Raw genomic sequence first — 20,077 nt, forward strand, 5'->3', positions numbered from 1 at the left:
GCACGCCACGGCCGAGGCGCTGCGCCCGGACGACGCGTTCCTCGCCGTCGGCTTCGACTCACTGACCGCGGTCGAACTGCGCAACCGCCTCGCCGCCCGGCAACGCGCCGCGCTCGCGCAGCGACAGCAGCAGCCGCACCGTGGCGATCCAGGTCAGTGTGGAGCCGAGCATGTGGATGCCGACCAGCAGCGGTGGCTCGTCGAGTGCGTACTGCACGTAGCCGATCGCGCCCTGCGCGAGAAGGACGATCATCAGGTCGCGGGCGCGTGCCCGGGGCCCGGGAGGCGCGTCCAACAGCCGCAGGCCCACCAGCACCGCCAGTGCGCCGATCACGACGATCCAGGCCAGCACGGCGTGGACGCGGGTGACGGACTCCCAGTCGAAGGGCATCCGCACGATCTCCCGGCTGTTGTCACCGGCGTGCCTGCCGGAACCGGTGACGGCGGTACCGGCGACGATCAGCGCGGCGGTCACCGCCGTCAGCCCGGCGACGGCACGCTGGACCGGGACGCCCACCAGCGGGCGTGGCCGGCCGTCGCCCTCCTTGCTGCGCAGCCACGCGACGGTGGTGACCGTGATCAGCGCGGTCGCGAGCAGGAAGTGACCGGCGACGACCCAGGGGTTGAGACCGGTGAGGACGGTGACACCGCCGAGCACCGCGTTGCTGAGGACGACCCAGAACTGCGCCCACCCCAGGCGGGTCAGGGACCGGCGGCGGGGCGCGGCGCACCGCGCGGCGGCGATGAAGAAGCCGACCGCCGCCGAGAGGACGTACGTCAGCATCCGGTTGCCGAACTCGATGACGCCGTGCAGGCCCATCTCGGGCGTGGTGACGTAGGAGTCCTCGGTGCAGCGGGGCCAGGTGTCGCACCCCAGGCCGGAGCCGGTGAGGCGGACGGCTCCGCCGGTGACGACGATGACGACGCTCATGACCAGGGCGAGGAGGGCGGCGCGGCGCACGGTCTCCGGCCGCGGAGTCCACCGCGCGTCGAGCCAGGCGAGCGGGGTACGGGGGGCGGAGGGCTTCTTCGGCACGTCCGCCATCGTATGCGCGCCGCTTGTGCATTCATTCACGAGGGGGGTCCGCAAGGGGTGTGGCCTGCGTCGCACCGGCTCGCGCCCCCACCGCCCGCGCCCCACGCGCGCGGCGCCGGCACGCGCGCCGTCACTCCCAGCGGAAGAAGCGGGCCGCCGCCGCGGTGGCCGCCACCGCCCAGCCGACGAGCAGCGCCACGGTGCCCCAGGGCAGGGGCGCGCCCTGCTGGAGCACCTCGCGCAGCCCCTCGGAGAGCGCCGCCACCGGCAGCAGCTCCAGCCCCCGGGCGACCGCGTCGGGGAAGTTCTCCAGCGGCACGACGACACCGCCGCCGAAGATCAGCAGGACGAAGACGAGGTTGGCCGCCGCCAGGGTGGCCTCCGCGCGCAGCGTGCCGGCCATCAGCAGGCCGAGCGCCGACAGCGCGACCGTCGCCGGCACCAGCAGCAGGAGGGCGGCGCACAGGCCGGCCGCGCCGCCGGTCGGCGACCAGCCGAGGGCGAGCGCCACGGCGCAGAGCAGGACCAGTTGCAGGAGCAGCGTCACCGCGACCGAGCAGCTCTTCGCGGTCAGCAGCGCCCACCGGGGCAGCGGGGAGGCGCCCAGCCGCTTGAGCACCCCGTAGCGGCGTTCGAAGCCGGTGGAGATGGCCTGGCCGGTGAAGGCGGTGGAGAGCACGGCGAGCGAGAGGATGCCGGGAGCGAGGAAGGCGACGCGGCCGGCGACCGTGTCGCCGCCGTCCCCGGTGTCGATGATGTCGACGGCGCTGAAGAGGACCAGCAGCAGCGTGGGGATGACCACGGTCAGCAGCAGCTGCTCGCCGTGGCGCAGCAGCATCCTGGTCTCCAGCGCCGCCTGGGCCGCGATCATGCGAGGGAGGGGCGCGGGGCCGGGCCGGGGGGCGAACTCCGCTTCGGTGGCGGGCACCTCGTCGCTCCGGTTCTGCGTGGCGGGGCCGGGGGCACGGCCGGGGCCGGCGTCGGCGCGGTGGTCGGGGGCGGTCACGGACGCAGCTCCCTGCCGGTCAGGTCGAGGAAGATGTCCTCCAGGCTGTGCCGCCGGGTCGTGATGCGGTCGGCGAGCACGTCGTGCGCGGCGCACCAGGCGGTGACGGCGGCGAGCAGCGCGGGGCCCCCGGCACCGGTGACGCGGTAGTGGCCCGCGGGCGACTCCTCGGCGGCGGCGCCGGCGGGGAGCGCCGCGTTCAGCGAGGCGAGGTCCAGACCGGGTTCGCCGACGAACCGCAGGACGTCGTCCCGGCCGCCGCACAGCTCGGCCGGGCTCCCGGCGGCGATGGCGCGCCCGCCGTCGACCACGGCGACGTGGTCGGCGAGGTCCTCGGCCTCGTCCATGAGGTGGGTGGTCAGCACGACGGCGACGCCGGCGGCCCGCAGCGAGCGGATCAGCTCCCAGGTGGCGTGGCGGGCCTGCGGGTCGAGGCCGGCGGTCGGTTCGTCGAGGAAGACGAGTTCCGGACGTCCGACGACGGCCAGGGCCAGGGCGAGCCGTTGCTGCTGGCCGCCGGAGAGACGGCGGTAGGGGGTCCTCCCGCAGGCGTGGAGGCCGAGCCGTTCGCCGAGTTCCTCCGGGTCCAGCGGGTGCGCGTGGAGTCGCGCGGTGTGCCGGAGCATTTCCATGGCGCGCACGGTCGGATACACGCCCCCTGATTGGAGCATCACGCCGATGCGGGGCCGCAGCGCCGCGCCGTCGCGCGCCGGGTCCAATCCGAGGACGCGGACCTCACCGGCGTCCGCGGTGCGGAACCCCTCGCACGTCTCGACGGTGGTGGTCTTCCCTGCGCCGTTGGGGCCGAGGACGGCGGTGACCGCGCCGCGTGCCGCGGTCAGGTCGAGGCCGTCGACGGCGGTGGTGTCGCCGTACCGCTTCACCAGGCCGGCGACCACTACGGCCGGTTCGCTGCGCATGGCGGGGAGTCTACGGTGGCGAGGCGGGCGGCCCCGGGCCCGCCCCCGGTGGCGTAATGTGCCCGGACGCCGTACCCGGCGGCGCCCGTCCGCCGGGCGGCCCCGATCCCGGTACCCGGCGGCGGTCGGCGGCAGGCGCGGAGCGGCGCGGTGACGCGGCGCGGTTCACCGCTCCGCGGATATACCCGCAAAGCTTAGGTTTACCTAAGTGATGCACGGCATTTCGCAGGCCAAAGCGGGCGGGTTGCCCGAGGATCGAGAATTACGCAACAATGGCGTTGTGAAAAACGTCGGCGAGCGCCCGCAGCTCCCGGTGGCCCCCGCGGCCACCGGAGCCAACGCGCCTGCCGCGGGCGAGGAGCAGCACGGGACGCGTCGCCGCGTCGCCCGCTCCATCCTCGACCACGGGCCCTCCACCGCCGCGGAACTCGCGGGGCGACTGGAGCTCACCCAGGCCGCCGTCCGCCGGCACCTCGACACGCTGGCGGGTGAGGGGATCGTCGAGGCGCGGGAGAAGCGGGTCTACGGTTCGCGCGGCCGAGGCCGCCCCGCCAAGGTCTTCGCGCTCACCGACGGCGGGCGCGACGCGTTCGACCAGTCCTACGACGAACTGGCCGTGGAGGCGCTGCGCTGGATCGAACGCGCCGCCGGCGGCGGTGAGGGCGGCGAGGCCGCCGTCATGGCCTTCGCCCGCGCCCGCGCCGAACGGATCGCCGAGCGGTACGCCGCCACGATGGAGGGCCTGCCGCCGGAGGAGCGCGCCGCCGCCCTTGCGGAGGCGCTCTCCCGGGACGGTTACGCCGCCACCGCGCGCGACGCGCCGGGCACCGCTGCCGGTGAGCAGCTGTGCCAGCACCACTGCCCGGTCGCGCACGCCGCCGAGCGGTTCCCGCAGCTGTGCGAGGCGGAGACGGAAGTCTTCTCCACCCTGCTCGGCACGCACGTGCAGCGCCTGGCGACCCTCGCCCACGGCGACGGCGTGTGCACGACCTTCGTACCCCGTAAGCCCCATGGGACCGAGCCGCCCCGCGCGGCCGGGTCCGCACCATCACGCACCGCCGGGAGGAACCCCGCATGACGCTCCCCACGGAGACCGCCCACCCCGAGCTCGACGGCCTGGGCACCTACGAGTACGGCTGGGCCGATTCGGACGCCGCCGGCGCCACGGCCAAGCGCGGCCTCTCCGAGGACGTCGTCCGCGACATCTCGGGGAAGAAGTCCGAGCCGGAGTGGATGCTGAAGATGCGCCTGAAGGCGCTGAGGCTCTTCGACAAGAAGCCGATGCCCAACTGGGGCTCGGACCTCTCCGGTATCGACTTCCACAACATCAAGTACTTCGTCCGGTCCACCGAGAAGCAGGCGCAGTCCTGGGAGGACCTGCCGGAGGACATCAAGAACACGTACGACCGGCTCGGCATCCCCGAGGCGGAGAAGCAGCGCCTGGTCGCCGGCGTCGCGGCGCAGTACGAGTCCGAGGTCGTCTACCACCAGATCCGTGAGGACCTGGAGGCCCAGGGCGTGCTGTTCCTGGACACCGACACCGCGCTGCGCGAGCACCCGGAGATCTTCCAGGAGTACTTCGGGACGGTCATCCCCTCCGGTGACAACAAGTTCTCCGCGCTGAACACGGCCGTGTGGTCCGGCGGGTCCTTCATCTACGTGCCGAAGGGCGTGCACGTGGACATCCCGCTCCAGGCCTACTTCCGGATCAACACCGAGAACATGGGCCAGTTCGAGCGGACGCTGATCATCGTCGACGAGGACGCCTACGTCCACTACGTCGAGGGCTGCACCGCGCCGATCTACCAGTCGGACTCGCTGCACTCCGCGGTCGTCGAGATCATCGTGAAGAAGGGCGGTCGCTGCCGCTACACGACGATCCAGAACTGGTCGAACAACGTCTACAACCTGGTGACCAAGCGCGCCGTCGCCTACGAGGGCGCCACCATGGAGTGGGTCGACGGCAACATCGGCTCCAAGGTCACCATGAAGTACCCGGCCATCTACCTGATGGGCGAGCACGCCAAGGGCGAGACGCTCTCCGTCGCCTTCGCGGGCGAGGGCCAGCACCAGGACGCCGGCGCCAAGATGGTCCACATGGCACCGCGCACCTCCTCCAACATCGTCTCCAAGTCGGTGGCGCGCGGTGGCGGTCGCACCTCCTACCGCGGCCTCATCGAGATCGGCGAGGGCGCGGAGGGCTCGAAGTCCAACGTGCTCTGCGACGCGCTGCTGGTGGACACCGTCTCCCGCTCCGACACCTATCCCTACGTCGACGTCCGCGAGGACGACGTGACGATGGGCCACGAGGCGACCGTCTCCAAGGTGAGCGACGAACAGCTCTTCTACCTGATGAGCCGCGGTCTGTCCGAGGACGAGGCGATGGCGATGATCGTGCGCGGCTTCGTCGAGCCCATCGCCAAGGAACTGCCCATGGAGTACGCGCTGGAGCTCAACCGGCTCATCGAGCTCCAGATGGAGGGTTCCGTCGGCTGACGGCGCCCTCCGGCGCGGGGGTGGCGGCAACCGGCCGCCCCCGCGACCCGCGGCCCCCAGGGACCCGGGAGAAGGCACCCCGGCGCACGCCGCCGGTCCGGGCGAGAGCCCGTGACCAGGAGGCCCGCGCGGGGAGCGAGAACCGAAGCAGAAAGCGAGCATCACGACAGCCATGGCTGAGGCCCTTGAGAACACGGCGGCGGCCGTCGAGTCCACCGTCGCCACCCGGATGAGCGCGTCGCCGTCCTTCGACGTCGCGGACTTCCCGGTGCCGCACGGCCGCGAGGAGGAGTGGCGGTTCACGCCGCTGGAACGGCTGCGCGGGCTGCACGACGGCTCCGCGGTCGCCGACGGCGCGATCAAGGCACAGGTGGACGCGCCCGAGGGCGTGACCGTCGAGACCGTCGGGCGCGACGACGCCCGGCTCGGCCGTGCCGGCACCCCGGTGGACCGCGTCGCCGCCCAGGCGTACAGCTCCTTCGCCGGCGCCACCGTCGTCACCGTCTCCGAGCCGCTGACCGAGCCGGTCCGCGTCTCGCTGCACGGCACCGGCGGTGTCTCCTTCGGCCACACGGTCTTCGAGTTGAAGCCGTTCGCCGAGGCGGTACTGGTCCTGGACCACACCGGCGACGCCGTGCGCGCCGCCAACGTCGAGTTCGTCGTCGGTGACGGCGCCAAGCTCACCGTGGTCTCCGTGCAGGACTGGGACGACACCGCGGTGCACTGCTCGCAGCACGACGCGCTGCTGGGCCGCGACGCCTCCTTCAAGTCCGTCGTCGTCACCTTCGGTGGCGACCTGGTCCGGATCCAGCCGCGCGTGCAGTACACCGGCCCCGGCGGCGAGGCCGAGTTCTACGGCCTCTACTTCACCGACGACGGCCAGCACCACGAGCACCGGCTGCTGGTGGACCACAACACCCCCAACTGCCGCAGCAACGTGGCCTACAAGGGTGCGCTCCAGGGCGCCGGCGCCCGCGCGGTGTGGATCGGCGACGTGCTGATCCGGGCCGCCGCCACGGGCACCGACACCTACGAGCTCAACCGCAACCTGGTCCTCACCGACGGCGCCCGCGTGGACTCGGTCCCCAACCTGGAGATCGAGACCGGCGAGATCGTCGGCGCGGGCCACGCCTCGGCGACCGGCCGCTTCGACGACGAGCAGCTGTTCTACCTGATGGCGCGCGGCATCTCCGCCGAGGAGGCCCGCCGCCTGGTGGTCCGCGGCTTCTTCGGTGAGCTGCTCCAGCAGATCGGCGTCCCCGACGTCGAGGAGCGGCTGACCCTCAAGCTGGAGGCCGAGCTCGCGGAGTCGATCGGATGACCGCGACCGAGTCCTTCGTGCGCGCCTGCGCGCTGGGTGAGCTGGAGGAGGACACCCCCAAGCGGGTGGAGATCACCGGCGTCCCGGTCGCGGTCGTCCGCACCGAGGGCGAGGTGTTCGCGGTCAACGACATCTGCTCGCACGCCAACGTCTCGCTCTCCGAGGGCGAGGTCGAGGACTGCGCGATCGAGTGCTGGCTGCACGGGTCGTCGTTCGACCTGCGCACCGGAAAGCCCTCCGGCCTCCCGGCCACCCGCCCCATTCCCGTGTACCCCGTAAAGATCGAGGGAGACGGCCCCGACGCGGCCGTGCTCGTCTCCGTCACCCAGGAGTCCTGACTTCCCCATGGCTACGCTTGAGATCCACGACCTGCACGTCTCCGTCGAGGGCGAAGGCGGCCCCACCGAGATCCTGCGGGGGGTTGACCTGACCGTGAAGCAGGGTGAGACCCACGCCATCATGGGCCCCAACGGCTCCGGCAAGTCCACCCTCGCCTACTCCCTGGCCGGCCACCCCAAGTACACCGTCACCGGCGGCACCGTCACCCTCGACGGCGAGGACGTCCTGGAGATGTCCGTCGACGAGCGGGCCCGTGCCGGCGTCTTCCTCGCCATGCAGTACCCGGTCGAGGTCCCCGGTGTCTCCGTCTCCAACTTCCTGCGCACCTCCGCCACGGCGATCCGCGGCGAGGCCCCCAAGCTCCGTACCTGGATCAAGGAGGTGAAGGAGACCATGGCCGGCCTGGAGATGGACCCCTCCTTCGCCGAGCGCAACGTGAACGAGGGCTTCTCCGGCGGTGAGAAGAAGCGCCACGAGATCCTCCAGCTGGAGCTGCTCAAGCCGAAGATCGCGATCCTCGACGAGACCGACTCCGGCCTGGACATCGACGCGCTGCGCGTCGTCTCCGAGGGCGTCAACCGCGTCCGCAACTCGGGCGACTCCGGCACCCTGCTGATCACCCACTACACGCGCATCCTGCGCTACATCAACCCCGACCACGTGCACGTCTTCGCCAAGGGCCGCATCGTGGAGTCCGGCGGCGCCGAGCTGGCCGACAAGCTGGAGGCCGAGGGTTACGAGCAGTACGTGAAGGGCGGCGCATCGTCATGACCCATCCCCGCCCTGTGCTCCCGGGCCTCCTGGACACGGAGGCGATCCGCAAGGACTTCCCGGTCCTGGACCGGGAGATCCACGACGGAAAACGACTGGTGTACCTGGACAACGCGGCGACCTCGCAGAAGCCGCGCCAGGTGATCGACGCGCTCAGCGGTTACTACGAGCGCCACAACGCCAACGTCCACCGCGGTGTGCACGTGCTCGCCGAGGAGGCCACCGCGCTCTACGAGGGCGCGCGCGACAAGGTCGCCGCGTTCGTCAACGCGCCCAGCCGCAACGAGGTGATCTTCACCAAGAACGCCTCGGAGTCGCTGAACCTCGTCGCCAACATGCTCGGCTGGGCCGACGAGCCGTACAAGGTCGACGAGCGTACCGAGATCGTCATCACGGAGATGGAGCACCACTCCAACATCGTCCCGTGGCAGCTGCTCGCGCAGCGCACCGGCGCGAAGCTGAAGTGGTTCGGGCTGACCGACGAGGGCCGGCTCGACCTCTCCGCGATCGACGAGGTGATCACCGAACGCACCAAGATCGTGTCGTTCACGCTGGTCTCCAACATCCTGGGCACCCACAACCCGGTCGAGGCCATCGTGCGCCGCGCCCAGGAGGTCGGCGCCCTGGTCTGCATCGACGCCTCGCAGGCGGCGCCGCACATGACGCTCGACGTCCAGGCCCTCCAGGCCGACTTCGTCGCCTTCACCGGCCACAAGATGTGCGGCCCGACCGGCATCGGCGTGCTGTGGGGTCGGCAGGAGCTGCTGGAGGACCTGCCGCCGTTCCTGGGCGGCGGCGAGATGATCGAGACCGTGTCGATGCACTCCTCCACCTACGCGCCCGCGCCGCACAAGTTCGAGGCCGGCACCCCGCCGGTCGCGCAGGCGGTGGGGCTGGGCGCCGCGGTGGACTACCTCTCCGCCATCGGCATGGACGCCATCGCCGCGCACGAGCACGCCATCACCGGCTACGCGCTGGAGCGGCTGTCGGCCATCCCCGGGCTGCGGTTCATCGGCCCGGAGACCGTCGAGGACCGCGGTGCGGCGATCTCGTTCGCGCTGGGGGACATCCACCCGCACGACGTCGGGCAGGTGCTGGACGAGCTGGGCATCGCCGTCCGGGTGGGTCACCACTGCGCCCGCCCGGTGTGCCTGCGGTACGGAATTCCCGCGACGACGCGCGCGTCGTTCTATCTGTACTCCACCCCGGCCGAGGTCGACGCCCTCGCCGACGGGCTGGAACACGTTCGGAACTTCTTCGGGTGAGGACACAGGTAGCGACGTGAAGCTGGACTCCATGTACCAGGACGTGATCCTGGACCACTACAAGCACCCCCACGGGCGTGGCCTGCGCGACGGCGACGCCGAGGTGCACCACGTGAACCCCACCTGCGGCGACGAGATCACCCTGCGGGTGCGGCTCGACGGCGACACCGTCGCCGACGTCAGCTACGACGGGCAGGGCTGCTCCATCAGCCAGGCCAGTGCGTCGGTGCTGAACGAGCTGCTCGTCGGCAAGGACCTCGACGAGGCGCGGCGCGTGCAGGAGGCGTTCCTGGAGCTGATGCAGTCCAAGGGGCAGCTCACCCCCGACGACGCCATGGAGGAGCTGCTGGAGGACGCGGTCGCGTTCGCCGGCGTCTCCAAGTACCCCGCCCGAGTGAAATGCGCCCTGCTGAGCTGGATGGCCTGGAAGGACGCCACCGGCCAGGCACTTGAGGAGAAGACCGCATGACCGACATCACTGCCAAGCCCGCCTCCGAGGAGGAGGTCCGCGAAGCGCTGTACGACGTCGTCGACCCCGAGCTGGGCATCGACGTGGTCAACCTCGGCCTCATCTACGGCGTGCACGTGGACGACGACAACACCGCCACGCTCGACATGACGCTGACCTCCGCGGCCTGCCCGCTGACCGACGTCATCGAGGACCAGGCGAAGTCCGCGACCGAGGGGCTCGTCAAGGAGCTCAAGATCAACTGGGTCTGGATGCCGCCGTGGGGCCCGGACAAGATCACCGACGAGGGCCGTGAGCAGCTGCGCGCCCTCGGCTTCAACGTCTGACGACCCCCGTCGGTCGTCCCGCCCGCCGCACCCGCCCCTCACCGGGCCGGGGCGGCGGGCGGGCGCGTTTTCGGCGGCTGGAGGCTTGTGACGGCTGAGCGGTGACGCGGGGCCGCGTGCAGCGGACGGGCAGGCCCGTGCTCCACCGGGCCTTGCCCCCGCCACCATGTCACCTGGTCCCGGCGGCGTGACGAAATTGGCCAGCCGCACCCACCGGTCATGCGGCCGCTATAGGTCGGGACAGTCGCTGCCGTCCCACCGCCAGTCCCTGTCGGCATCCGGCCCGCAGGCACCCACGATCGTCGGAACGCCGGAGACTGTCTCCATCACGAACACGGGCCTGGCGCTCGGCTCACTGCTGCCAGGCTCGAGCACGCCGGTGACCCCGACGACGTCTGTGTTGCCGCTGTGCAGTGCCTGGCGGACGTGTGAGTGGTCGAATTCCGCCCCTGCGCCCACGACGGATCTGACGGCTGCTTCCACGACCGCCATCGCGTCCCAGCCCAACGCCGCGCCTGCGTAGCCCTCTTCCCACGCGGCGTTGTACGCATCCCTGAACACCTCCGCGCGGCTGGTGTTGCCGGGGGCGCCGGGGACGGCGGGGGTGAGGTAGTGGATGGCGTCCCCGTCGCGCAGCGCGGACTCTTCGATTGGCGCGCTGGCGATGGCGTCACCGCCGAGTACGGTGACCGTGCCGCAGTTCTCCGTCGACCCGAACCCGTCCATGACGGTGACAAGGTCCCCCGCACGGCCGGCCCAGAAGAGCACAGTGTTCCGCTGAGGTGACGTGCGGCCGCAGATGGCCTCGGTGACCTTGGAAGGGTCCTGCAGCTGGGCCTCATCGTGACGGTCCGTGGGGTACTGGGCTGTGTAGGGAACGTTCTGGACCTCCTTGCCGTACGCGGCCCTGAACTGCTTCGCAAGGTCAGCGCTGTAGTCGTCTTCATCGTCGAAGGCGATCACGACGGTCTCCTCGACCGCGTTCCGGTCCTCGTCCGGCGCCGTGGCCATGAGATGACCCTCGGTGAAGGCCACCGCGACCTCCGCTTGGCGTCGGTTGTCCGGGGCTACCTGGAAGTAGTGCGGGTACTCCTGCATCTGCTGGGCGGTGGCGGTCGTCCCGACCATCGCCACCCCGGACTCATCCAGCGCCGTCATCGTCGTGTACGTGCCCTCGCGGCTCTGACCCAGCCCGACGACGGCGACGACCTCCTTGTCCTGCTTCACCAGGGAGTTCAGCCGCTGCGCGACCTCAGCGCCGGACTCGAAGCGGGGGCCGGCGTTGACCAGGACTATTTTCAGCGCCACTCCGTCCCATCTGGCTGACTCCTTGTTGAGATGCTCTTGAGCGAGCGCGATGCCGCGCAGTTCGTCGAGCGCGCTCTGCTGTACGAACTTCGACCCAACGTGGGCGCCCGTGTAGGAGGCGACGTGCGCCACCGTGCGTGTGTGAGTTCGCTCCTGCGCCGTCTCGTTGTTTTCGGCTATGCGTTCAAACTCCGCCTCGAACTCCTCGGCCATGCCCTTGAACAGCGTTCTGCCGTCACTGATGCCGACGCACAGCTCCCGCCCGGTGGCCAGGAACTGGCCGTCGGGGCAGGGGTTGCGGGCCGACTCCACGGCGAGTACGCCGCCCGTGCCCAGGAGACCGAGAACGCATAGCAGCGCCGCCACGCGCAGCGTGAGCCCGGCGGGCACGCCGAGTACCGCCCTGGGCGGCATCTTCTCGCGCCGGAAAACTCCGGCGGGCAGCGTTTCTGTCGGCGCGGTGACCGCCACCGCCTGAGCGTCGCGGTTCCGGGCGGCCGGTCCCGGTACCGCGTCGAGCGAGGCGTGCTCGGTCACTCCCAGCTCCGCGCAGCGCGCGGGCGTGACACGTGCGAACAGCAGGGTGGCTCGGGAGCCGAGGGCGCCTGTCGCCTGGCGGTAGTCGGCGATCAGGTTCCGCAGGACGTCCTCGCCGTCCCCACCCGCCTTGGCGAGGATCAGGTAGCGGGTGCGCCGGGCACGCCAGGGTGACCACAGCGCGCCGCGCACCGAGCGGTCCAAGTCGTGCAGCAGTGCGTGCAGTAGTGCGGCGCCGGTGCGGTCGGAGAGCTTCCCTCCCGGGGCGAGCTGGTGGGCCACGGCGAAGAAGTCGGCGCACGGGTTGCCGCTCTGGGCCTCGGACCAGCGCGCGAACCACGAACGACGCCCGGTCATCAGCCGGTTGGTCCTGCGGGCGAACATCCATTCCCCCACCCAGCGTCGCCACGTCCAGACCACTAGACCCAGTGCTCCGCCGAGCCAACTCAGCCTGTCCGGTAGCCGCTCGGCGAACTCGCCGTTCAGCTCCTCCCGGGAACGGCTCTCGTAGAGCTGCCGGCGCAGCTGGCGGGACCGGTGAGTCGGGGCGGTGGGGAGGTTCGTGGTCGAGGCAACCTGTCGCAGAAGCTCGTACTGCCGCAGGCGCAGCCGTCCCGCTCCCGACGGGAGCGTACTGAGGCTGTCGGCGCACTCGTCGACCAGCCCGACCAAGTCGTCGTCCGCACCAATGCTGAGCAGGACGCGGGGAGCGAGGACTCGGCCGTCACTGGTGCAGTGTTCGCGCAGCCCGCCCAGTAGCTGGGCGGCGGCCTGGCCGGGAAGCTCCTCTACTACCAGAACCAGCTCCGTCGCTCTTTCCCGCGGCGAGGCCAGGGCACGATCCAGGTTGCGGATGAAGCTCTCGACGCCGGGCCACGGGGGAATGCCGGCGGGGCTCTCAGGTAACTCCATGCCTCATTGTGCGCCGACTTGACGCGCTACGGGGCCGAACGTCGCAACAGCCGTGATATCCCCTGTTCACCCAGGTATCGGCACGAGGTCGACCGGTCCGACGCACCCCACGCCACCCGTCGACCCACGACTCGTCGTGCTGAGCCGTTCGCGCCCTCGGCTGCCGCGACCCGGAGGCCCTGGCCACGTTCTGGTGCGACGTCCTCGACTTCGTCGTCCTCGACCGTGAGGAGGGGTGCGTCGAGATCGGGCCGCGGGAGGGGTTCGGCGGGCCGCAGTCGACCATCATCCTCAGCTACCGCGACGAGCCGGAGCCGGGGAAGGCCCGGCTGCACATCGACGTCAACGCCACCGACCGCGACCAGGACGCCGAGCTGGAGCGGCTGCTGGCGCTCGGCGCCCGCCCCGCCGACGTCGGCCAGCGGGGCGACGAGGGGTGGCACGTGCTGGCCGACCCCGAGGGCAACGAGTTCTGCCTGCTCAAGGCGCGCCTCGCCCCGCTCTAAGGCGCGGGCCGGCCGGATCCGAGCCACGAGCCCGCCACCCGGGTGCGCCCCCCGTCACGGCCGGGGAGCACCCGCGGTGCGTCAGGGCCAGAGCTGCTGCCGGTGCCAGCGCCCGCCCTCGACGCCGTACCGGAGCCGGGTGTGCTGCCGGTCGCGGTCGCCCTGCCAGAACTCGACCGCCACCGGCCGCACCGCGTAGAGCGTCCACCCGGGCGCGACCAGTCCCGGTTCGCGTTCGACGCGGGCGCGGGAGGCAGCGACCGCTGCCTCCCGTTCCGCCGGGTCGGTCAGCGGTTGCGACTGGCGGCCGAGCAGGGCCTCGGCGCGGGCGCCGACGCCCCGCGCCAGGAAGTCGGCGGCGGAGCGCTCCGGCTCTGCCGTACCGACGGGCCCCCGCACCCGGACCTGCCGGCCGAGCAGCGGCCAGTGAAAGGTCAGCGCCGCGAACGGCCGGGCGGCGAGATCGCGGCCCTTGGCGCTGGCGGCGTCGGAGGCGAACCACCAGCCGTCGGCGCCGACGTCCTTGAGGATCAGCACCCGCGCGTCGGGCTCACCGTCACCGCCGGCCGTCGACAGCGTCATCGCGTGCGGCTCGGGCACCCCGGCGCGCAGCGCCTCGCCCAGCCACTCGGTGAACAGCGCCACCGGCTCCGCCGGCGCGGTCGCCGGGTCGAACCCCGGCAGCTCGCCCGCGAACACCTCGATGCCGCGCAGCAGTCGGCGGATCTCCGCGCCCATGACGCCCCCACTCCTCCTCGCCGGTGCGCCCCTGCCGGCTCCGCGTCGGGCGCGTCGTCGAGCACGAACCTACCTCCGGGCCGGTCACGGGCGGCGCCGGAGGCGAACCCTGCGCCACGGGCCGCCGCCTCAGCCGGCCGGGACCGCGCCGCCGTTCACCCACCGCGGGTCGGCGAGCAGCGCCTGCACCTCGTTGACCAGCCGGGCCGTGTGGAAGCCGTCGGCCGCCGCGTGGTGGACCTGCACCGCGAGCGGCAGCACGGTGCGGCCGTCCCGTTCCGCGTAGCGCCCGAGGGTGAAGATCGGCGCCAGATGGTCGAACCCGCCCCGGACGTTGAGGTCGAACCCGGTGAACGACGCCCACGGCAGGCTGGACACGTCGAACGTGTCGGGCGGCGGCGGGCCCTGCGGGAAGAACTCGGTGGCGCCGGCGTGCTCCGTGAGCAGCGCCGACGCCCGGTCGTGGAACGCGCCGAACTCCGCGTCGTACGCCGTCCACACGCAGGCGAAGGTCTCGCGCGCCGGGTTGAACACGGTGAACGCCGGGTGGACCACCGGCCGGACGGCGGGCGCACCGTCGGCCGTCAGGCACATGCGGAACTGTTCGTGCCGGTTGACCACCGTCGCCAGCGCCCACACCTGCGCGACGTACGTCCTGCGGGCCGAGCGGCGCAGCGCCGCGGCGAACGCGGTGGCGTCCAGCTCCACCGTCATCGAGTAGGTGCAGGGCACGACCGTGCGGTAGTGCTCGAAGTGCTGCCGCCGCGGCCAGGCGGCCAGGTCGATCGGGGTCGGTGCGTCCATCCCGCCATGATCCCAGCCGCACCCCGGCGGCTCCCGCCCGGGCGGACCGTGCGGCCACGCGCCGCCGCGCAACGTCCGCTTCATGCTCGTTGTGCCGCGGCGTTCACCCCCAGTACACCCCGCGCACCGCAGACGGTCACGACGGCTGCCTAGCGTGCCCGTGCCGACGCCGGTCCGTGGCGTTTCGGGGAGGAGAGCACGGGTGCAGCTGAGAATCGGAAAACCGGCGCGACGCCAGAGCGCGGCCCAGGGGGAGAGGCCGCCCACTGATGACGTGACGCCGGAGCTGGCGCGCCGGGTCCGCGACTGCGCGATCGCCGGCGGTCAGCAGAGCGGCAACCCCGACCCCGAGCGGGTCCGGTTCGCCGAGGCGGTGCGCGTCCTGCTCACCGCCTACGCCGAGGCCGCCGCCTCGCCGGGGAAGGCCGCGACGCTGCTCGGTGGCGGCAACCGTTGGGCGGGCGACCACCCCGAGGTCTTCGAGGCGCTGCTCCAGGCCGGCCGGGCAGCCGCCGCGGTCGGCACCGAGGACCTGCTGCGTCTCGCGCTGCGCGTCACCGACACCCTGCTGGAGGTCCGCGCCGGTTCCCGCGCCGCTTGGAGGCTCCGCGCCCGGGTGCTGGAAGGGCTGGGCGACGACTCCGGTTCCGTCGAGGCGCACGAGCGCTACCTGGCGCTGTGCGCCACCGACGATCACGGCACCGGTGCTCGGATCGACGCGCTGCGCGCCAGCCGCGACCACCTCGTCGAGGCGCTGACCCTGCTGCGCCGCCGCTACCCGCGCGCCGCCGCGCTGGAGGTCGACGGCGACCGCACCGACCTGTGGTCCGACGCCCTCGCCCGCCGCGGCGCCGGCGACGCGCCCGGTGCCGCCGAGCGGATGACGGCGGCGCTCGGTCTGATGGTCGCCGACAAGCGCCCGTTCGGGGAGCTCGGCGACGCCCTCACCGCGATCGTGGACCTGCTCACCGAGTTCCCGCCCGAGGGGGGCGAGCCGCCCGCCGCACTGCTGACCGCGTGGGCCGAGCACCGTCGCCTCTCCGAGCGGGAGGCCGCGGCCGACCCGCTGCTGGGCGGCGCCCGCGTCATCGGCCTCAGCGACCTCCGGAACCAGCTCGCCGGGCGCTCCATCTGCCTGGTCGCCAACTCGCAACGCGTCGCGGAGGGTCGCTGCGGCACCCGCATCGACGACTACGACCTGGTGGTGCGGTTCAACTCGTTCACGATCGACGCGCCCGCCACCGGCACCCGCACCGACATCCACGCCACCATCCACAAGCACAACTTCAACTGGGACGTGCCCGTCACCACCCGGTTGGTCTTCGGCGGCCGGCAGGCGGCGTGGCAGCACAGCGTCCGCCGCCGGCTGGTGCCCGGCGCCCAGCGCAACGTCGGCGACCGCACGCTGCGGTGGCCCGTGCGGGACATCGGCCGCCTCACCGAGGAGGAGTGGCCCACCATCCCGACCAGCGGCTTCAACATGCTGTGGCTGCTGGACTTCCTCGACGTGAACTCCCGCATCGACCTGATCGGGTTCGACTTCTACGCCTCCGGCGCCTACCGCCTCCCCGGCGCGATGAAGCTCCCCATCACCTCCGTCCACGGTTACCAGCGCGAACGCGACTGGGTGATGGCCCGCGCCCGCCACACCGACGAGATGAGGACCTCCCTCCGATGAGCACCGCCAGCCCGCTCACCGCGACGCCGCGCCCCGGCACCGCGGGCGCCGGTCACGCCCCGGCGGGGAGCCAGCCCCTCAAGCGCCGTATCGCGTTTGCTTCCTACGTGGACGAGAACTACCTCCCGGGGTTCCTCACGCTGCTGCGCTCCCTGGCGCTGACCAACCCCACGCTCTGCGAGGACTTCCTCGTCCTCCACGACGACCTGCGGCCCGAGTCGATCGCCCGTATCCGCGCCCTGCACCCCCGGGTGCGGCTGCGCGCCGTGCGCACCGAGCACTACGCCGACTTCGTCAAGGGCGACCAGACCAACTACCTGGTCCGCAAGGCGTACTTCATCCTCGACGTCTTCACCGTCCGCGACTACGACACGGTCATCACCCTCGACACCGACATGGTGGTCCTGGACCGGATCGACGAACTGCTGCGGCTGCGAGACGGTCTGGGCGCCGTCGCCCAGTTCTTCCACGGCGAGGACAAGCTCAACAGCGGACTCCTCGTCATTCAGAAGGAGTTCCTGACCGACGAGTTCTGCGCCCGCGTGGACGAGATCGGCCTCGCCGGCAGCTACGAACTCGACAAGCACGACCAGGGCATCCTCAACGCCCTCCTCGCCGGGGACTTCGTCCGCGTCGACGCCCGGTACAACTACGTCAAACGGCGGCTCGCGGGGAACAAGCCCGTGCCGGAGGACGTCGCCGTCCTCCACTACACCGGCCGTCACAAGCCCTGGCAGGGCGGCGAGACCGGCTACGCCCCCGCCGAGGAGGCGTGGCACCGCTACGACATCGACGACGCGGCGCTGCGTGCCGAGTTCTTCGCGCTGCCCGGCCGCAAGCACCCCGAACTCGTACGGCACTTCGGCCGCCAGGCCCACCGCGCGGGCAGCGGCCTCGACATCGCCGTGCAACTCGCCGACGCGCTCATGGAGCTCGGCGACTACCGTGAGGCCGTCGAGGTCCTCGGCCGCCACCGGATACCGGCGCGTGACGCCCGCGCCCACGCCCTCTACGGCAACGCGCTGATGGCCTGCGCCCGGTACGAGGAGGCCCGCACCCACCTGCTGCTGGCCACCGCCCACCCCCCGACCGCGCCCCGCGCCCACGCCCGCCTCGCGCAGCTGGCCTGGGTGCTCCACGACGACGCCACCGCCGCCTCGCACGCGCTGTCCGGCCTCTCCGCCGACCCCACGGACCGCATGTGCGGCATCCTCCACCGCCGCACCGCGCCCGTCTCCGGCGGCGGACGGCCCTCCGACGCGCCGCCCGCCGGACTCAACGGCGCCTCCGACCAGGGCGGCGACCGCGCCGGTCGACTCGCCCACGCAGCGTTCTACATGGACGGCCAGGGCAACGCCGGCGACAAGGCCCTCCCCGAGGCTGTGCGCCGCTGCTTCTCCGACGACACCGGCCCCGGAGCCTGGCAGAGCGAGCACGTCCACCGCTTCGTGGACGAGGCCGCGCTGGAGCGCATCAACCGGCAGCGCGGCCTGGTCATCGGCGGCGGCGGGCTGTTCATCCCCGACACCTCCCCGAACGGCAACAGCGCCTGGCAGTGGAACGTCACCGACGAGGCGATGCGCCGCATCGAGGTGCCGATCGCCGTCTTCGCCGTCGGCTACAACACGTTCGAGGGCCAGGGCTACGCCCGCGAGCGGTTCACCGACAGCCTGCGCACCCTGGTCGAACGCGCCGCGTTCTTCGGGCTGCGCAACCACGGCTCGGTGGAACGCGTCCGCGACCTGCTGCCGCGCGAACTCGCCGACACCGTCGTCCACCAGCCCTGCCCCACCACCGTCGCCCGGCAGCTGATCCCCGGCTGGCGCGACCCGGCGGAGCGCGACGACACCGTGCTGCTCAACATCGCCTACGACCGGGCCGGGCTGCGCTTCGGCCACGACTACGGCCACGTCCTCGCCGAACTCGCCACCGCGATCCGGCGGATCGGCGAACACACCGAGGTGCGGTACGCCTCGCACGCGGTCACCGACGACACCTTCGTCACCGACCTGCGCCGCGAGCACGGCATCAGCCTGCCGGTGCTGCCGATGTACGACTGGTCGACCGAGCGCATCCTCGCCGAGTACGCCCGCACCAAGCTCGTCATCGGCGCGCGCGGCCACGCCGGGATGGTGCCGTTCGGCGCCGGGACCCCGATCCTGTCGCTGATCTCCCACCCCAAGCTGGGCTACTTCCTGCGGGACATCGACCGGCCGGAGTGGGGCGTCTCCGTCCACGAACGCCACCTGGCGGAGCTGCTCACCGAACGGGCGCTCGGCCTGCTCGACCGGCACGAGGCGACCGTCGCGGACGTCCACGACCGGCAGGTGCTGCTGTGGAAGATCACCCAGGAGAACATGGGCCGCATCCGCCCGCTGCTGGGCGACCCGGCCTGACCGTCGGCCCGCCGGAGCGGCACCGTCCCCGGGGAGCTGGTCACCCCGGGGTCGGTGCCCCCCGGCGGGCCGTAACGCCCGTCCGGCGTGCGCACGGCACAAGCCCCCGCCGAACCACCGGCCGGACGTCGCGGCCCCCGGCGCCCGCCCCGCGCGCCGCTGCCGCACCGCTCCTGCCGCGCTACCTCGCTGTGTCCCCGACCGGTTGGCCCGGCGCTCCGACCGCCGGTTAGCGTGTGGACCATGACCGCACCTCACACCGCCTCCGGCGCCGTCGCCACCGGCCTCGCCACCGTCACCCCCGACGGCACCGTCCTCGACACCTGGTTCCCGTCCCCCGAACTCGTCGCCGAACCCGGCCCGGCCGGCAGCGAGCGCCTCAACCCGGTGCACGCCGGCGAGGCCCTCGGTGAGAGCGTCGGCCAGATCCTCGGCGCCGACCCGGTCCGCGGCGTGGAGATCGTCGCGGTGCGCACCGTCATCGCCTCCCTCGCGGACAAGCCGGTCGACGCGCACGACGCCTACCTGCGGCTGCACCTCCTCAGCCACCGGCTGGTCGCCCCGCACGGCGCCAACCTGGACGGCGTCTTCGGTCTGCTCGCCAACGTCGCCTGGACCTCCCTCGGTCCCGTCCAGGTCGACCGGGTCGAGGAGGTCCGGCTGCACGCCCGCGCCACCGGCGCCCACCTCGCCGTCACCAGCGTCGACAAGTTCCCCCGCATGACCGACTACGTCGTCCCCGCCGGGGTGCGCATCGCGGACGCCGACCGTGTCCGTCTCGGTGCCCACCTGGCGTCCGGCACCACCGTCATGCATGAGGGCTTCGTCAACTTCAACGCGGGCACGCTCGGCACCTCGATGGTCGAGGGCCGCATCAGCGCCGGGGTCGTCGTCGGCGACGGCTCCGACATCGGCGGCGGCGCCTCGATCATGGGCACCCTCTCCGGCGGCGGCAAGCAGACCATCTCGCTCGGCGAGCGCTGCCTGCTCGGCGCGGAGGCCGGTATCGGCATTTCGCTGGGCGACGACTGCGTCGTCGAGGCCGGCCTGTACGTCACCGCGGGCACCCGCGTGAAGCTGCCGGACGGCGAGACCGTCAAGGCCGTGCAGCTGTCCGGCGCGAGCAACCTGCTGTACCGCCGCAACTCGACCACCGGCACGGTCGAGGCGCTGCAGCGCACCGGCTCCTGGGGCGGTCTCAACGCCGCGCTCCACAGCCACAACTGACGCAGCCGGGGCGCGAGTCCGC

General features: G+C 72.2%; 17 protein-coding genes and 1 pseudogene. 12 read left to right on the forward strand and 6 right to left on the reverse strand.

Going from position 1 to position 20,077, the window contains the following annotated elements; translation table 11 throughout:
• Positions 1-58: 58 nt before the first annotated feature.
• The 3 genes from HCJ92_RS05235 to HCJ92_RS05245 all read right to left on the reverse strand — a co-directional run bounded on the left by HCJ92_RS05235 (position 59) and on the right by HCJ92_RS05245 (position 2,962).
• Entirely contained in the window at positions 59-1,045 is a 987-nt protein-coding gene (locus HCJ92_RS05235) for a COX15/CtaA family protein (RefSeq protein ID WP_167932234.1), read from the reverse strand.
• A 121-nt stretch (positions 1,046-1,166) separates the two neighbouring features.
• Positions 1,167-1,907: an ABC transporter permease gene (locus HCJ92_RS05240; protein ID WP_167932263.1), complete on the reverse strand. Its 741-nt coding sequence runs from the start codon at positions 1,905-1,907 to the stop codon at positions 1,167-1,169.
• Between the two features lie 131 nt (positions 1,908-2,038).
• On the reverse strand, positions 2,039-2,962 hold the full coding sequence (locus HCJ92_RS05245; RefSeq protein WP_167932235.1) for an ABC transporter ATP-binding protein: 924 nt from the start codon (positions 2,960-2,962) through the stop codon (positions 2,039-2,041).
• Positions 2,963-3,242: 280 nt separating this feature from the next.
• Here HCJ92_RS05245 and HCJ92_RS05250 point away from each other — a divergent pair, with 280 nt between their 5' ends.
• The 8 genes from HCJ92_RS05250 to HCJ92_RS05285 all read left to right on the forward strand — a co-directional run bounded on the left by HCJ92_RS05250 (position 3,243) and on the right by HCJ92_RS05285 (position 9,949).
• On the forward strand, positions 3,243-4,040 hold the full coding sequence (locus HCJ92_RS05250; RefSeq protein WP_420824671.1) for a helix-turn-helix transcriptional regulator: 798 nt from the start codon (positions 3,243-3,245) through the stop codon (positions 4,038-4,040).
• Complete coding sequence (gene sufB, locus HCJ92_RS05255) at positions 4,037-5,458, forward strand: Fe-S cluster assembly protein SufB (protein WP_167932236.1); 1,422 nt, start codon at positions 4,037-4,039, stop codon at positions 5,456-5,458. The genes HCJ92_RS05250 and sufB overlap by 4 nt, the downstream gene beginning before the upstream one ends.
• A gap of 172 nt (positions 5,459-5,630) precedes the next feature.
• Positions 5,631-6,779: a Fe-S cluster assembly protein SufD gene (gene sufD, locus HCJ92_RS05260; RefSeq protein ID WP_167932237.1), complete on the forward strand. Its 1,149-nt coding sequence runs from the start codon at positions 5,631-5,633 to the stop codon at positions 6,777-6,779.
• On the forward strand, positions 6,776-7,117 hold the full coding sequence (locus tag HCJ92_RS05265; RefSeq protein WP_167932238.1) for a non-heme iron oxygenase ferredoxin subunit: 342 nt from the start codon (positions 6,776-6,778) through the stop codon (positions 7,115-7,117). Before sufD ends, HCJ92_RS05265 begins: the two co-directional genes overlap by 4 nt.
• Before the next feature lie 7 nt (positions 7,118-7,124).
• On the forward strand, positions 7,125-7,889 hold the full coding sequence (gene sufC / locus HCJ92_RS05270) for a Fe-S cluster assembly ATPase SufC (RefSeq protein ID WP_167932239.1): 765 nt from the start codon (positions 7,125-7,127) through the stop codon (positions 7,887-7,889).
• A complete protein-coding gene (locus HCJ92_RS05275) occupies positions 7,886-9,154 on the forward strand; it encodes a cysteine desulfurase (RefSeq protein ID WP_167932240.1) in 1,269 nt (422 codons plus the stop codon). Before sufC ends, HCJ92_RS05275 begins: the two co-directional genes overlap by 4 nt.
• A gap of 16 nt (positions 9,155-9,170) precedes the next feature.
• On the forward strand, positions 9,171-9,623 hold the full coding sequence (gene sufU, locus HCJ92_RS05280; protein ID WP_167932241.1) for a Fe-S cluster assembly sulfur transfer protein SufU: 453 nt from the start codon (positions 9,171-9,173) through the stop codon (positions 9,621-9,623).
• The gene (locus HCJ92_RS05285; protein WP_103504137.1) at positions 9,620-9,949 is read left to right on the forward strand and encodes a metal-sulfur cluster assembly factor; all 330 of its coding nucleotides are present in this window, start codon (positions 9,620-9,622) and stop codon (positions 9,947-9,949) included. The genes sufU and HCJ92_RS05285 overlap by 4 nt, the downstream gene beginning before the upstream one ends.
• A 228-nt stretch (positions 9,950-10,177) precedes the next feature.
• On the opposite strand, the gene HCJ92_RS05290 is transcribed toward HCJ92_RS05285, so the two are convergent.
• Positions 10,178-12,706 carry a type 1 periplasmic-binding domain-containing protein gene (locus HCJ92_RS05290; protein WP_167932242.1) on the reverse strand — a complete coding sequence of 843 codons (2,529 nt, stop codon included), beginning with the start codon at positions 12,704-12,706 and terminating at the stop codon, positions 10,178-10,180.
• Positions 12,707-12,861: 155 nt separating this feature from the next.
• Between HCJ92_RS05290 and HCJ92_RS05295 the strand changes: the two are divergent.
• Positions 12,862-13,212 (forward strand): annotated as a pseudogene (locus HCJ92_RS05295) (VOC family protein); the annotation flags it as partial.
• 81 nt (positions 13,213-13,293) lie between these two features.
• Here the strand turns inward: HCJ92_RS05295 and HCJ92_RS05300 are convergent.
• Both HCJ92_RS05300 and HCJ92_RS05305 read right to left on the reverse strand, forming a co-directional pair.
• The gene (locus HCJ92_RS05300; RefSeq protein WP_167932243.1) at positions 13,294-13,950 is read right to left on the reverse strand and encodes a pyridoxine/pyridoxamine 5'-phosphate oxidase; all 657 of its coding nucleotides are present in this window, start codon (positions 13,948-13,950) and stop codon (positions 13,294-13,296) included.
• A gap of 129 nt (positions 13,951-14,079) precedes the next feature.
• Positions 14,080-14,754 carry a CatA-like O-acetyltransferase gene (locus HCJ92_RS05305; protein WP_167932244.1) on the reverse strand — a complete coding sequence of 225 codons (675 nt, stop codon included), beginning with the start codon at positions 14,752-14,754 and terminating at the stop codon, positions 14,080-14,082.
• Between the two features lie 202 nt (positions 14,755-14,956).
• On the opposite strand from HCJ92_RS05305, the gene HCJ92_RS05310 reads away from it, so the two are divergent.
• The 3 genes from HCJ92_RS05310 (at position 14,957) to dapD (ending at position 20,055) form a co-directional block, all read left to right on the forward strand.
• Positions 14,957-16,432, forward strand: a complete 1,476-nt coding sequence (locus HCJ92_RS05310; protein ID WP_167932245.1) for a hypothetical protein — start codon at positions 14,957-14,959, stop codon at positions 16,430-16,432.
• Positions 16,429-18,828, forward strand: coding sequence for a glycosyltransferase (locus tag HCJ92_RS05315; protein ID WP_167932246.1), 2,400 nt, complete (start codon positions 16,429-16,431; stop codon positions 18,826-18,828). Before HCJ92_RS05310 ends, HCJ92_RS05315 begins: the two co-directional genes overlap by 4 nt.
• Before the next feature lie 243 nt (positions 18,829-19,071).
• Positions 19,072-20,055 carry a 2,3,4,5-tetrahydropyridine-2,6-dicarboxylate N-succinyltransferase gene (dapD, locus tag HCJ92_RS05320; RefSeq protein ID WP_167932247.1) on the forward strand — a complete coding sequence of 328 codons (984 nt, stop codon included), beginning with the start codon at positions 19,072-19,074 and terminating at the stop codon, positions 20,053-20,055.
• Positions 20,056-20,077: the final 22 nt, after the last annotated feature.

The sequence above is a fragment of the Streptomyces spiramenti genome, from assembly GCF_012034385.1.
Lineage (GTDB): Bacteria > Actinomycetota > Actinomycetes > Streptomycetales > Streptomycetaceae > Streptomyces > Streptomyces spiramenti.

Coding starts and splice junctions, on each gene's coding strand:
- HCJ92_RS05300 (WP_167932243.1), bottom strand. CDS start 13,950: ATGGGCGCGGAGATCCGCCGACTGCTGCGCGGCATCGAGGTGTTCGCG.
- dapD (WP_167932247.1), top strand. CDS start 19,072: ATGACCGCACCTCACACCGCCTCCGGCGCCGTCGCCACCGGCCTCGCC.
- HCJ92_RS05285 (WP_103504137.1), top strand. CDS start 9,620: ATGACCGACATCACTGCCAAGCCCGCCTCCGAGGAGGAGGTCCGCGAA.
- HCJ92_RS05240 (WP_167932263.1), bottom strand. CDS start 1,907: ATGATCGCGGCCCAGGCGGCGCTGGAGACCAGGATGCTGCTGCGCCAC.
- HCJ92_RS05265 (WP_167932238.1), top strand. CDS start 6,776: ATGACCGCGACCGAGTCCTTCGTGCGCGCCTGCGCGCTGGGTGAGCTG.
- HCJ92_RS05315 (WP_167932246.1), top strand. CDS start 16,429: ATGAGCACCGCCAGCCCGCTCACCGCGACGCCGCGCCCCGGCACCGCG.
- HCJ92_RS05235 (WP_167932234.1), bottom strand. CDS start 1,045: ATGGCGGACGTGCCGAAGAAGCCCTCCGCCCCCCGTACCCCGCTCGCC.
- sufD (WP_167932237.1), top strand. CDS start 5,631: ATGGCTGAGGCCCTTGAGAACACGGCGGCGGCCGTCGAGTCCACCGTC.
- HCJ92_RS05305 (WP_167932244.1), bottom strand. CDS start 14,754: ATGGACGCACCGACCCCGATCGACCTGGCCGCCTGGCCGCGGCGGCAG.
- HCJ92_RS05275 (WP_167932240.1), top strand. CDS start 7,886: ATGACCCATCCCCGCCCTGTGCTCCCGGGCCTCCTGGACACGGAGGCG.
- sufC (WP_167932239.1), top strand. CDS start 7,125: ATGGCTACGCTTGAGATCCACGACCTGCACGTCTCCGTCGAGGGCGAA.
- HCJ92_RS05245 (WP_167932235.1), bottom strand. CDS start 2,962: ATGCGCAGCGAACCGGCCGTAGTGGTCGCCGGCCTGGTGAAGCGGTAC.
- HCJ92_RS05290 (WP_167932242.1), bottom strand. CDS start 12,706: ATGGAGTTACCTGAGAGCCCCGCCGGCATTCCCCCGTGGCCCGGCGTC.
- sufB (WP_167932236.1), top strand. CDS start 4,037: ATGACGCTCCCCACGGAGACCGCCCACCCCGAGCTCGACGGCCTGGGC.